Below are 14,331 nucleotides of genomic sequence, written 5' to 3' on the forward strand. Positions count from 1 at the left end.
AGGCGGGTACGGCCGACCTGGACGCGGTGAACGTATCGCAACTGAAGTCGTCGGGCCTGATCGGCGAAGACGGCAAGTCGCTGGCTGCAATCACGTACGACAAGAACGCGGACGGCACACCGAACTACAAGTCGGCGACGCTGGCGGGCGAAGGCGGCACGAAGCTGTCGAACGTGAAGGCCGGTACGGCGGACATGGACGCGGTGAACGTATCGCAACTGAAGTCGTCGGGCCTGATCGGCGAAGATGGCAAGTCGCGTGCCGCAGTGACGTACGACAAGAGCGCGGACGGTACGCCGAACTACAAGTCGGCGACGTTGGCGGGCGAAGGCGGTACGAAGCTGTCGAACGTGAAGGCCGGTACGGCCGACATGGACGCGGTGAACGTGTCGCAGTTGAAGTCGTCGGGCCTGATCGGCGAAGACGGCAAGTCGCTGGCTGCAATTACGTACGACAAGAACGCGGATGGCAAGCCGAATTACAAGCGCGCCACGCTGGCAGGTGAAGGCGGCACGACGCTGTCGAACGTGGCGGCGGGCAAGGCCGACACGGATGCGGTGAACGTATCGCAACTGAAGTCGTCGGGCCTGATCGGCGAGGATGGCAAGTCGATTGCCGCGGTGACATACGACAAGAAGGCCGACGGTACGCCGAACCACGAGTCGGTGACGCTGGCGGGCAAGACGGGCACGAAGCTGACGAACGTGAAGGCGGCCGAGTTGTCGGCGACGAGCACGGACGCGGTGAACGGCTCGCAGCTGTTCGCGACGAACGAGAACCTCGGCAACCTGAAGGACGCGCTGACGGATGGCGGTGTCATCGACGAAACGACGGGTGAATCGCTGGCGGTGGTATACGACAGCACGTCGAAGGACAAGGTGACGCTGGCGGGCAAGGCGGGCACGACGTTGTCGAACGTGGCGGCGGGCAAGGCCGACCTGGATGCAGTGAACGTATCGCAACTGAAGTCGTCGGGTCTGATTGGCGAGGACGGCAAGTCGATCGCTGCAGTGACCTACGACAAGCATGCGGACGGCACGGCGAACTACAACTCGGTGACGCTGGGCGGCGGGAAGTCGGCTGGTCCGGTGACGCTGTCGAACGTGGCCAAGGGTAAGGCCGGCACGGACGCCGTGAACGTCGACCAGTTGAACGATCTGGAAGATTCGCTCACCAACGGCTCGATCAAGCTCAAGTACATCAAGGTCAACACGATTGGTGGACGCGAAGCAATTGCGAGTGTTCCCGAAAGTGTCGCAATCGGTGCGAACTCTTGGGCGACCCGGCCGGGAACGCTCGCCTTGGGATCGGGCTCGCGCGCGAACGGTCTCAACTCGGTGGCAATTGGCTACAACTCCATTGCCGACGACGACAATACCGTTTCGGTGGGCGACGCGGATTTCAAGCGCCGGATCGTCAACGTCGAAGCAGGCATTGACGACTCGGATGCCGTCACCATGAAGCAGTTGGCCGACGCGATGAATTCCGCCAATACGAAGCTCGATGCGAAGATGACGCGGATGGTGCGTGACGTCGAATCGAAGCCGGGCAGCTTTGTCGCGATCGAAGGGTTGGGTGCGGACGGCAGCGTGCCGAGCATTGCATCGATGAACGGGCGCGATCCCAAATTGGGTACGGCTGCGGCCATCGGCGTAGGGAGTGGCGCCGGCGGGCTCAATACTGTCGCAGTCGGTCTGCAGGCGGTTGCGAGTTCGGACAACTCGGTGGCGATCGGCAGTATCGCCCAGACGGGTGTTGATCACCCGTATTCGGTGGCGATCGGCAGCATGGTCACGACGAATGGCCCGGGCGCATTGGCAATCGGCTCTCGGGCGAAGGCCAACGGCGAAAACGCGGTGGCAGTCGGCAACAACGGCGTGATGGCGCTGGGCAAGAGTTCGATGGCCATGGGCGACAAGGCTGTGACGAAGGTCGGCACCGTGAACAGCATCGCTATCGGTACGAACGCGAACGTGCAACAGAACGTCGCCGACGCCATCGCGCTCGGGGCGAACTCGCAGGCGCTTCAGTCGAACAGCATCGCGCTGGGCGCCGGCTCGATCGCGGATCGTGCGAACGCACTGTCGATCGGCTCGGCAGGCGCTGAGCGGCAGATCGTCCATGTCGCGAAGGGTACACAGGACACCGATGCAGTCAGCCTCGCGCAGCTCAAGGGCCTCGCGGACGTGGTCGGCGGCGGTACGGGCTTCGACGCGAACGGCGACGTGACCGCACCGACGTACACGATCGACGGCAAGGAGTACCACAACGTCAACGACGCGCTGCAGGCTGCGGCGAAGAGTGGCGGTGACGGCAGCAGCGGCACGGATCCGAATGCGGTGGCCTATGACGGCGCGCAGAAGGACAAGGTGACGCTGGCCGGCCAGAACGGCACGACGCTGTCGAACGTGGCAGCAGGCAAGGCCGACACGGATGCAGTCAACGTGTCGCAGCTGAAGTCCTCGGGTCTGATCGACAAGGACGGCAACGCAGTGGCTGCGATGACGTACGACAAGAACGCGGACGGCACGCCGAACTACCAGTCGGCAACGCTGGCCGGCGTTGGTGGTACGAAGCTGGCGAACGTGGCGGCCGGTACGGCGGACACGGATGCGGTGAACGTGTCGCAGCTGAAGTCGTCGGGCCTGATCGGCGAGAACGGCAAGGCACTCGCGGCCGTGACCTACGACACGCGTGCCGACGGCACCACGAACTTCGCCTCGGTGACGTTCGGGGGCGCGAACGCTGGTGTTCCGGTCGCACTGCACAACGTTGCAGCCGGCACGTCATCGACGGACGCGGTCAACGTGTCGCAGTTGAAGGGCGTGACCGACATCATCGGCGGTGGTGCGGGCCTCGACGCGGACGGCAAGGTTACCGCGCCGGTCTATAACGTCGACGGCAAGGATTACGCGTCGGTCGGTGATGCCATCAAGGCGCTGGAGCAGCGTGAGGGCGGCAACGGCAACGGTACGAACCCGAACGCGGTCGTCTATGACGACGCCAGCAAGGCAGCGGTGACGCTGGCTGGTGCGAACGGCACGGTGATTCGTAACGTCGCGGACGGTTCGCTTGCCGATACCAGCACCGAGGCGGTCAACGGCCGTCAGGTGAACTTCCTCGCACAGAGCATCGCGGATAGTCTCGGCGGCGGCGCGAAGTTCGACCCGGTGACCGGCGATATCTCGGCGCCGACGTATGAACTGACTGCGGCCGATGGCTTGACGAACACGTACGACAACGTCGGCGACGCGTTCAAGCATGTCGACGAGCGCGTGTCGACGCACACGACGCAGATCGAGACGCTGCAGAAGGGTGTCGCGAATGCGGTTCAGTACGACGACGCAACGCATGCCTCCGTCACGCTCGGTGGCGCAGGTGCGGCGCCCGTCAGGCTGAAGAACGTCGCGGACGGCGTCGACGAGACCGATGGGGTCAACGTGCGGCAACTGCGTTCGGCCGGCCTGGTCGGTGAAGACGGCAAGCTGCAATCGGCGGTCGTGTACGACAAGAACGCGGACGGCACGACGAACTACGGTTCGGTGACGCTCGGCGGCGCCGGCGCGGCGACTCCGGTCGCGCTGCACAACGTGGCGGCCGGCAAGGTTGCGACGGATGCGGTGAACGTCAGCCAGTTGAGTGGCGTGACCGATGCGCTCGGCGGCGGTGCGAAGATCGACGAGGAAACCGGCAAGGTCGTCGCGCCGACCTACAACGTCGGTGGCGACAGCTTCCACAACGCAGGCGATGCACTGAACAACATCGACAACCGGGTCACGCAGATCCAGAACAACCTGGGTGAGGCCACGAAGCTGGTCGGCGCTGTCGCTTACGACAAGAACGGCGACGGCACCGTGAACTTCAACAAGGTGACGCTGGGCAACGGCTTGTCGTCGGGACCGGTGGTGCTGACCAACGTCGCGGACGGCAAGAGCCAGTACGACGCCGTGAACTACGGGCAGTTCTCGAAGCTGGAAGGGCGTGTCAAGGATATCGACGACCGCCTGACCGTGGCGACCACGCCGGGTGACGGTAACGGCAACAACGGCGGTTCGGGCAAGAACGCCAACGATCTGATCCAGGGCACGGGCGGCAGCGGCAAGGACAAGGCCGACGTCGTCGCCGCGAAACCGGGCAACGGCAACGGCAACATCGCTGTCGGCTCCGGCTCGCAGATCGTGGACGGCAAGAACAACGCCACCGCAATCGGTGCCGGTTCGAAGGTGTCGGCCGACGACGGTACGGCGTTGGGTCACGGCGCGAGCGTGTCGTCCAGCGCGACCAACTCGGTGGCACTGGGTAACGGTTCGAAGGCGACCGAAGCCAACACCGTGTCGATCGGTTCGGACGGCCACGAGCGCCGGCTCGTCAATGTCGCGGATGCCGTGAACAAGACGGATGCCGTCAACAAGGGGCAACTCGACCGGGCGATCGGCGGGATGCAAGGTCAGATCAACGACATGTCGCGCAATGCCTATTCGGGTATCGCGGCGGCCACGGCGTTGACGATGATTCCGGGCGTCGATCCGGGCAAGACCTTGTCGTTCGGTGTCGGCGGCGGCTCGTACAAGGGCTATCAGGCAGTCGCGATGGGCGGTGAAGCGCGCATCACGGAAAACCTGAAGATGCGTGCCGGCGTCGGCCTCAGCAGCGGCGGCAATACCTTCGGCGTGGGCGCGTCGTATCAGTGGTAAGGCGGTAACGCGGGCCGTTCGGCCCGCGTCATCACCTGATGGTTGGCGTGGCGGGCACTTGCGGTCCGCCATGCCAACCATCACGCCACGCACGAGCGACTTTGTTTCCACCGATCAATTTCCACGAGTCCGCCCTCGAGCGGACCGAACCATCATGAAAACACCACAACATTTTGTCAGCCGGGGTCTGCTCGGCGCATTCGTCGTCCTGCTGAGCGCATGCACGACGCAATCGGGTCCGACGTACACCGTCCGGGCGATCAAGGCACCGGATCAGCCCGGGCCGGTCTTTCGCGTGACTTGCGAGGGGCTGGTAACCAGCGCTCGCTCGTGTGAAGCGGCCGCGCAGAAAGTCTGTGCCGGCAAGCCGGTCACGCCGCTGCAGGCCGTCGATCGCGTTCGTCGCGGTGCCGCGATGGGCGACGCGCGCGAATTGACGTTCATGTGCGGCGTGCCGCCTCAGGCGAGCGTCGAGCCTCCCGTTGCGCAACCGCAACCGGTCGTGCAGCCGCAGCCGGCCGCCGAGCCCATCGCGCAGCGTCAGGTGCTGCTGCAAGGCAGCGCGAACTTCGCGTTCGACAGCGCGGCGCTGACGCCGAGCGCCCGCCAGGAGCTCAATCGCTTTCTGGACGTGAATCGCGAGGCTCGGTTTCGCCGTGTGACCGTCACGGGCTACACCGATTCGCAAGGTGCGCACGCCCATAACGTTCGACTGTCCGAGGCGCGCGCGCGTGCAGTGGTCACGTACCTGCGCACGGGCGGGCTGCAGGCGGAACATTTCACGACCGTCGGCAGGGGGGCGGCAGAGCCGGTCGCCAGCAATGCGACGGCCGAAGGGCGTGCGCAGAACCGGCGAGTCGAAGTCGAACTCGAGACGGCATAACGAACGGGATTGACGGCTCCGCGGTCACCGGTGGCGGTTGCCGTGGAGCGAAGATTGAAAATGTCCGAATGACTCCGGGACATCTTGGACTGATACAGGAAAGTAAAAATGGCAGAGCAGAAGGCAACGACACGACCGTCGCGTCCGACGATCGACACGGTCACCGACAACGTACCGCCGCACACCGGCGTGATTGAAAATGGCGGACTGACCAACGACCCGCGCCCGACGGTGAGTGGTCGCGGTGACCCTGGCTCGACGATTCATCTTCTGGTGGACGGGGTCGAGGTCGGAACGGTGGTGGTCGGTGCAAACGGGGCATGGAGCTTCGCGCTCACGCAGCCGCTGCGCGACGGCGAGTATCGTCTGACGGCGCGGGCGAGCAACGAAGTCGGCTTGAGCATACCGTCGACGTCTTACGGCATTCAGGTGGACGTGACGCCGCCGTCGCAGCCGAAGATCGAAGCGGCCACGGAGGGCGCGCAGCCGACGCTGTCGGGGCAGGCGGAAGCGTATTCGACGGTCGCGATCTACGACGGTACGACGCTGCTGGGTACGACGAAAACGAATATCGACGGAACGTGGACCTTCCAGGTGACGTCGCCGCTGTCGAACGGTACGCATGCGCTGACTGTGACGGCGACGGACCCGGCGGGCAATACGAGCGCGCGCTCGGACGGCTTCGACGTGACAGTGGGGCCGGAGGTGCCGCCCGTGCCGCTGGCGAAGGCCGTGCTCGACGACATGGGACACGACAGCGGCAACTTCAATTTCGACCGACTGACGAACGACGGAACGGCGGGCCGTTTGTTGACCGGCCATCTGACCGCGGCACTGGCAGCCGGCGAGAAGGTACAGGTGTCGACGGACGGCGGTCGCACCTGGTTCGATGCGCAGATGAAGTCGGACGGCACGTGGGTGGCGACTGATCCCAATACGCATGCGAGCAACTGGACGATCCAGACAAGGGTGGTCAACAGCGATGGCGTGGCAGGCGAGTCGAACGCTTACGACGTGATGCTCGACACGACGGCGCCAAACGCGCCGGACAGCCTCACGTTCGACGTGACGACCGGTATCGTGCACGTCGGCATTTCCAAAACGGGTGTCGCCGCAGGCGAAGTGGTTCGGGTCATCGTCGGAAACTACACGATCGATCACACGCTGACACAACAGGAAATTGCGTCCGGCAAGATCGACGTTCAGATCCCGAGTTCCGTGCGGGCGGCACTAGGTGCCGATTGGAACGGTGAAACCAGAGTATCCGCCGCGGTGATCGATCTCGCCGGGAATTCGTCGGAGTGGCGGTGGGCCGAATGGAAAGCCCGCTCCTACGATTTCAACGGGAACGGTTCCTTGCGATACGTCGGTGCCATGCTGAACTATGACGGACTCGATGTGACCGCAACCATGAACTCCAAAGGCCAGATGCAGGCGGGGGACAGCTATTCGGGCGGCACGAATAATGGTGAGTTGTCGTTCGCAGGCGGTATCAAGTTCAGCTTGAAGGCGGGCAACGCTCATCGAATCGATTTCGATTTTAAGAACATCCAACCGGGTATGGGTGAGGGGCTGCAGCTGAATGCTGCCGTTACCTACTTGGACAAGAACGGAAAAGTCATCGGTACCCAAAAATTGTTGGGATACTCATGGACAACCCACACCTTCATTGCGCCGGAGGGCACGGAAATCGATTCATTTATTGTTACGAGTGACAAGTCATCGGATCGCTTTAAAGGCTACAACTCGATCTACTTGTCCAATCTGACGCTTGACAAGGACGGCGGCGATAGCGGCATATGGCAGACCGGGGTTGAGCCGGTGCATGAAAATCAGATCATCGTCGAGCTGTCGGGCGCATATCACGGTGGCGCTGGCAATGACATCTTCAGTGTGGCCGACGTCAGATATTTCGACGGTGCCGGTGCCGGCGTACATGGCGGGGCGGGTACGGATACGTTGAAGCTGACCGGCCTTGGCCAGACGCTTGATCTGTCGAAGCTGCTGAACGTCGGCGGCCACGACAAGATCACGTCGATCGAGATCATCGATATCACCGGCACGGGTAACAACACGCTGAAGCTGTCGATGCGTGACGTGCTGGAACTCGGGCACGAGAACGTGTTCCGAAACGATGGTCACACGCAGTTGATGGTGAACGGGAACGCCGGCGATCGGGTCGAGTTGTCGGGCATGAGTGGCCTTGCTCAGGGTGGTGAGTGGACGAACAAGGGGCTGGTTGCGATCAACGGCCAGGCCTATACGCTGTACGAGAACGCGGCGCTGCACGTCGAACTGCTCGTGCAGTCGGCCGTGTCGACCCAACTGACCTGATCCGCAGGCGCGGGTCGGAATCGCGCCGGACCAAGATGTGGTTCCGTCCCGCCGAACCGGTGCCAGCGGCCCGGTTTCTTCATAGTTTCTCCATGCGCAACCTGCAGCGAATTGCGGGCTGCGCATGTCTGCACATTCAATACCCACCCCCCCATTCGAACTTGTCCCAATGGATCTGGATCCCTTTTGGGACTCGTCCCATTTTTGCATCCGGGCACATTTCGTAAAGTTGTTGCGTTCCTGTCGCAGTCCCATCGGCGTGCTGCGATAGCCATCCCGTCCGGTCATGCGACGGGAGACTCCGCCGCATCGATGTATGCGCCTACCCTGTCGCTCGCGTGAAGCAGCCGCGTCCTGGAGTGCGCCAGGGTTCCGTGAATTCCAGTGGCCAGATAACGATTTCGATATGAATGTCCAACCATCCGATACCGGCGCCGGTAACGCGCCGAGTCTGCCGGACACGCTCACCCGCGACAGCCTGCTCGATTCAGTCGCATGGCTTTGTGCGCACTACGGTTTCGGAAGAAGTCACGCAGTCCTAATTTCTGGTCTCGCCAAACACGGACCGCTGACGCCGTTGCTTGCGATCGAGGCGCTGACGCAGGCGGGTCTGGCGACGAAGCTGGTGGAGCGTCCGCTGACGCAGTTGCCCGAGCACCTGCTGCCTGCCGTGCTGTTGCGCCGGAACGGCAGCGCATGCGTGCTGCTCGGCTGGCGCATCGACGATGATTCGATGGAGCAGGAAACTCCGGTCCGCTATCGCGTCATGCTGCCCGAACTTGGCGAAGCGCCGGTCGAATGCACCGACACGGAACTGGGCGACACCTACTCCGGCTACGCGCTGCTCGTGAAGCCGGCCGCGAAGGTCGATGCGCGTCCAGACGACCTGCCGACCGAACCGGCCGGGCACTGGCTGCTGCGAACGCTGTGGCGCTATCGCAGCTATTACGCGAGCGCGGCGGTCGGCGCGTTCCTCATCAACGTGCTCGGCCTCGCCAGCGTGTTCTTCACGATGAACGTCTACGATCGCGTCGTGCCGAACCAGGCCTACGTGACGCTCTGGTCGCTCGCGATCGGCGTCGCGCTCGCGATGCTGATGGAGGCGGTGTCGCGGCACGTGCGTGCGCATGTGCTCGATACCGCGGGCAAGAAGGCCGATCTGGTGCTCGGCAGCCTGCTGTTTCGGCAGGCGCTGGCGATCCGGATGGAGCACCGGCCAGCGTCGGCCGGCTCCTTCGCGCACCGGTTGCGCGAGTTCGAATCGGTGCGGGACTTCGCGACGTCGGCGACGCTGTCGGTCGTGTCCGATCTGCCGTTCGTCTTTTTGTTCGTTGGCGTGGTATTCGCGGTCGGCGGCCCGCTCGGCTGGATTCCGCTCCTGATGATTCCGCTGATCGTTGGTCTCGGCGCGATCGTGCAATGGCCGCTCGCGCGTGCGATGCGTGAGAACCTGCGCGAGGCGTCGCTCAAGCAGGGCGTGCTGATCGAGTCGGTCGACGGGCTCGAGACGCTGAAGGCCGTCGGCGGCGAAGGCGCGATGCGTCACCGGTGGGATACGTACAGCGCGAAGACGGCGGCAGCTTCGATGCAGTCGCGCCAGCTCACCAGCATGGCGACCAGTTGCGTGTCGTTCCTGCAGCAGATGCAGACCGTTGCGATCGTGATCGTCGGCGTGTACCTGATCGGCGAAGGCAAGCTCACCCAGGGCGCGTTGATCGGCTCCGTGATGCTGGCCGGCCGGGTGACGGCGCCGCTCGGTCAGGTCATGGGGCTCGCGCTGCGTTTTCAGCAGGCGAAGACGGCGATGCATTCGCTGAACCAATTGATGGCGATGCCGGTCGAGCACGAGCCGGGCCAGGATTATCTGGCGCAGCCGCCGCTCAGCGGCCATGTGAAGCTCGACGGCGTGTCGTTCGAGTATCCGTCGGCCGGCCTGCAGCAAAATGCGCCCGCGCTGGACCAGGTGTCGGTGGAGATTCGGCCCGGCGAGCGTGTCGCGATACTCGGCCGGGTCGGCAGCGGGAAATCGACGCTGCTGCGTTTGATCGCGCGGCTGTATCAGCCGACGGAGGGCAAGTTGCTCGCCGACGGGCTCGACGCCGCGCAGATCGCGCCGGCCGACTGGCGGCGCACCTTCGGCTATGTCGGCCAGGACAGCCGGCTGTTCTACGGTTCGCTGCGCGAGAACGTGACGATCGGCCGTCCCGACGTGCCGGCCACGGAGCTGCTGCGCGTGCTCGAGCTGACGGGGCTCGATGCGCTGATCGCCCGGCATCCGCTCGGCGTGAATCTTCAGGTTGGCGAAAACGGTCGTGATCTGTCGGGCGGGCAGCGCCAGCTTGTCGCACTGGCCCGCAGCCTGATCGCGCGGCCGCGAACGTTGCTGCTCGACGAACCGACGAGCGCGATGGACTCGCAGACGGAGTCGCAGTTCATCGAGCATTTGAAGCAGGCGAGCGCCGGACAGACGCTGGTCGTGGTCACGCATCGCACGTCGCTGCTGGCGCTCGTCGACCGGATCGTGATCGTCGATCAGGGCAAGATCGTGATGGATGGAGAAAAGGCGCGCGTGCTGGCGGCACTGTCGGGGCAGCCCGAGACGGGCGTGCATCATGCGCCGCCCGAGCCGCAGCGAAACCGTGAACCGAAAATCCGCGTGGTCCAGCGTGGCGCGCAAGCCGGCGCGTCGCCCGCGGAACCGGCAGGGGCCGTGGCATCGTTGGCTGCGGAGGCATCATGATGCGGCGCATACGATCGATTCTCGGCCGCAAGCCGGCGCCGCGCCTGCGGGCGGGCGATGCCGCGTACATGAGCGACATTCGCGAGGCGTTGCTCGTCCGCTCGTCTGCGGGCGCACAGCTGGTTCTCTATCTGGTTGCCGTCGTGCTCGGCGCGGGGCTCGTATGGACGCACTTCGCACGCGTCGAGGAGGTCACGCGCAGCGATGCGACGGTCGTATCGCCGAGCCGCGAACAATGGATCCAGAGCCTCGAGGGCGGCATCGTCCAGAGCGTGACGGTGCGCGAGGGCGACGTGGTCGAAAAGGGGCAGCTGCTCGCGAAGATCGATCCGGCGCGCGCGCAATCGAGCTATCGCGAAGCGTTGACCAAGGCGCTGGAGCTGAAGGCGAGCGTGGCGCGTGCGCGGGCCGAAGCCTATGGCGCGCCGCTGGACTTTCCGGCAGACGTGAAGCGCGAATCCGGCCTCGTCGCGCAGGCCACCGCAACCTACCGTGCCCGCCGCCGTGCGCTGGACGAGCAGGTCGCCGCGTTGGAGAAGAGCCAGGCGCTGGTCCGGCGCGAGATCGCGATGTCGGAGCCGCTCGCGGCGAAGGGGCTGGTCTCGGAAGTCGAGATTCTGCGCATGCGGCGCCAGGCGACGGACATCGCCGCGCAGATCGCCGAGCGCCGTAGCCGTTTCACCGCGGAATCCAGTACCGAGCTGTCACGCCTCGAACAGGAACTCGCGCAAACCAACGAGGTGCTGGCCGGGCGCGCGGACGTGCTGGCGCGCACCGACGTCGTCGCGCCGATGCGCGGCGTGGTGAAGAACATCCGCATCCGCACGGTGGGCGGCGTCGTGCAGTCGGGCGAACACATCATGGAGATTGCGCCCCTCGACGGCCGGGTAATGGTCGAAGCGCGGATCAAGCCGTCCGACGTCGCGTTCCTGCGGCCGGGGTTGCCGGTGCTCGTGAAGCTGAGCGCGTACGACTTCGCGATCTACGGCGGGTTGCACGGGCACGTCGTCAGCCTCGGTCCCGATACGTTGAAGGACGATCAGAAGGCCGCGATGGGGCGTCCCGACGCGAACTACTACAGGCTGATGGTCGAGACGGATTCGGACGCGCTCGTCGCGGCGGGCAAGCGTCTGCCGGTATTGCCGGGCATGCAGGCAACGGTCGATATCCGCACCGGCGAGAAGACGGTGCTCGATTACCTGCTCAAGCCGATCTTCAAGGCCCGCGAGGCCTTCAGGGAGCGTTGAGCATGAGCGAATTTCGAATGGTCGGCGCATGCGTCGATGCGCGTGAATCTCGCGCAGTGCTTCGTGTTGCGGCATCGGCGGTCCTGCTTGTCTTGTCGATGTGGCAACCGGCTGGGGCAGCGCACGCCGCCAATACCGTGTCGCCACGTGTTGCCGCAGCGTCGGCATCGACGGCGGTGGACGCAGCTTCCGCCGCGGCCGATGGGCATGCGCACGCATCCGCGCCCACGCACGATGATTCCGCGTCGGTGCCTGCCCGCGGGGCCTCGATGACAGAGCGCGAACTGCGGCAATTGCTGTATGCCGCGGCGGAAGCGGCCGTCGACGTCAGCCCGCAGGTGCGGCGCTTGTACGCGGAATACCAGGCCGCGCAGTCGGATGTCGATCAGGCAAAGGGGGCACGCTGGCCGCAATTGCAGTTGAACGGCCAGACGCGCACCGCGCGGTTCGGCTCGAACGCCGGCAGCGCATACGATCCTGGCAACGCGCTGAGCGTGAACCTGACAACGACGCTGTTCGACTGGGGGCGCACCGAGAAATCGATCGGCAGCCGGCGGGAACTCGCGAGTGCAGGGCAGGAACGCTACGTCGCGCAGATGGAAGATTCCGCCTATCAGGTCACGGCCACCCTCGTCGAGCTCGCGAAACAGCGCAACATCGCCACGTTGAGTCAGCGCTTCGTCGACCGGATGACGCACCTCGTGCGGATGCTCGATGAAATCGTCGCGGTCGATCGCGGTCGCGGCAGCGAGCTCACCCAGGCGAGGGCCCGTTTGCTGCAGGCCGAGGCGAGTCGCGATGCGGCGCTGGCGAAATGCCGAACGGTCGAGCTGAATCTTCGCAAGCTGGTGGGCGAGCGGCCGGTGCCGATGCCGACGGATTCGCACTGGCCGTTGCATCCCGGCAATCTCGACCGGCTGATGTCCGCGCTCGATGAGAATCCGCGCATCCGACAGGCGCGCGCCGAGGCGAGTGCAGCCGAGCTGAACCGCGATGCGGTGCGGGCGGCGTCCAGGCCGCAACTGAACTGGGTCGTCAGCACGAATACCGGCCACGATGCCGTCGGGCGCCGCATGCCGTGGCAGACGATGCTGACGGTGACATGGAATGCGTTTACCGGTGGCGCGGCGACGGCGGCGACGGACGCGGCGACGTTCCGTGCGTCGGCGAGCTGGAGTCAGGCCGAACAGATGCGCCTGGATCTCGAATATCAGGTGCGCAGCGCGGAAGACGATGCGCACGCGTTCGGCGAGCGGGCGGATCAGTATCGCGATCTGTCGGTAGAGTCCGCGCGTGTGCGCAGCGCGTTCTTCGACCAGTGGTATCACCTCGGGCGCCGCTCGCTGCTGGACGTGCTGATTGCCGAGAACGACGACTACAACAATCGCGTCAACGAGGTGGCGTACCGATTCGATGGCTATGCCGCGACGCTGCGCGGCTACGCTTCGGCGGGCATGCTCGTGCAATGGTTGCGTGAGGGATGACGCATCGCGCGCCGTCCGCTGCCGGCCGAGCAACGAGGGAATCCATGAATCCAGAATCGATCGACAACTGGTTTGCATTGCCGCCGCCGAGGGCGGCTTCCTACCTCCCCGCCCCCTATGGCGTCCGGCACGGCGTCACCGCTCGCTTCGCGCGCTCGTCGCCGGGGACGGTCTACCTGTCGAACCGCTGTCTGGCTGTCGCTGCCGGTGCGTGCGCGGCCGATTACGGGCACGACAACCTGGCATGGAGCCGCAAGCCGCCGCCGCGCGGCCGCGGTCGCCTCGTATCGGCCGCGATCGGCGGCGCAGTGTTCGGTGCGGTGTTGATGGCGCTGCTCGGCGCGATGATGGCAGGCCGCGGTGCGGAGCCGGGCCCACTCTGGGGAAGCATGCCCACGGGTAAGCGGGCGTCTGCGTCGATCGTTGCGGCCACCCCAGACGCAATCCCGGCGCCGCCTCCAGCGCCGGCTTCGGACGCAACGCCGGCTTTGGCGCCACCGCTTGCGCCGGTGGTCCGTCAGGCGGACACCCAGCCGCATCCGGTCCGCGGGGCGGGCGGGCCTGCGGTACCCGCACCGCGGCCGATGCCGCCTCGGCGCCCCGATATGGAGAACGTGCACACCCGTGAACTGGAGGTAGTGCGGCCGCTATCCGCGAAAGCCGTGGCGCATCGCATGCCGGCGAAACCTCGACCAGCAAAGCCGGCCGATTCGCCCGTATCGGGCGCACCGGACCGGTGCGGCGCCGACTGGCCATGTGGCGACGCACTGCGCGCGTTGCAGGTCGAGTTGAAGCACTGGGAAGCGCGCAAGCCGCTACCGACGGCGGTAGAAAGCAAGGCTGCGGAGACGTCGGTTCGCCTGACCGACCACCGGCGCGTGACGGAGTGGTGATCAAGAGGAGATGAAAGGCACTGCTGGCCCAGGCGCTTCAGTGCCGTGCCGGAATC

General features: G+C 65.1%; 7 protein-coding genes. All 7 read left to right on the plus strand.

Translation table 11 applies throughout. The features are described 5' to 3' along the window. On the plus strand, positions 1-4,694 hold a 4,694-nt coding region (locus DIE22_RS24020), incomplete at its 5' end, for a YadA family autotransporter adhesin (protein ID WP_185640673.1). A gap of 154 nt (positions 4,695-4,848) precedes the next feature. Next, positions 4,849-5,577, plus strand: coding sequence for an OmpA family protein (locus DIE22_RS24025; protein ID WP_124606270.1), 729 nt, complete (start codon positions 4,849-4,851; stop codon positions 5,575-5,577). A 108-nt stretch (positions 5,578-5,685) separates the two neighbouring features. Beyond that, positions 5,686-7,911 carry an Ig-like domain-containing protein gene (locus DIE22_RS24030; RefSeq protein WP_124606235.1) on the plus strand — a complete coding sequence of 742 codons (2,226 nt, stop codon included), beginning with the start codon at positions 5,686-5,688 and terminating at the stop codon, positions 7,909-7,911. A gap of 406 nt (positions 7,912-8,317) precedes the next feature. Then, positions 8,318-10,651 carry a type I secretion system permease/ATPase gene (locus tag DIE22_RS24035; RefSeq protein ID WP_124606236.1) on the plus strand — a complete coding sequence of 778 codons (2,334 nt, stop codon included), beginning with the start codon at positions 8,318-8,320 and terminating at the stop codon, positions 10,649-10,651. After that, a complete protein-coding gene (locus DIE22_RS24040; RefSeq protein WP_124499920.1) occupies positions 10,648-11,898 on the plus strand; it encodes an HlyD family type I secretion periplasmic adaptor subunit in 1,251 nt (416 codons plus the stop codon). Before DIE22_RS24035 ends, DIE22_RS24040 begins: the two co-directional genes overlap by 4 nt. A gap of 269 nt (positions 11,899-12,167) precedes the next feature. Next, positions 12,168-13,382 carry a TolC family protein gene (locus DIE22_RS24045; protein ID WP_260426750.1) on the plus strand — a complete coding sequence of 405 codons (1,215 nt, stop codon included), beginning with the start codon at positions 12,168-12,170 and terminating at the stop codon, positions 13,380-13,382. Between the two features lie 44 nt (positions 13,383-13,426). Further along, positions 13,427-14,275, plus strand: coding sequence for a hypothetical protein (locus DIE22_RS24050; RefSeq protein ID WP_124499918.1), 849 nt, complete (start codon positions 13,427-13,429; stop codon positions 14,273-14,275). Positions 14,276-14,331 lie beyond the last annotated feature (56 nt).

This window comes from Burkholderia sp. Bp9142, from assembly GCF_003853415.1.
GTDB lineage: Bacteria > Pseudomonadota > Gammaproteobacteria > Burkholderiales > Burkholderiaceae > Burkholderia.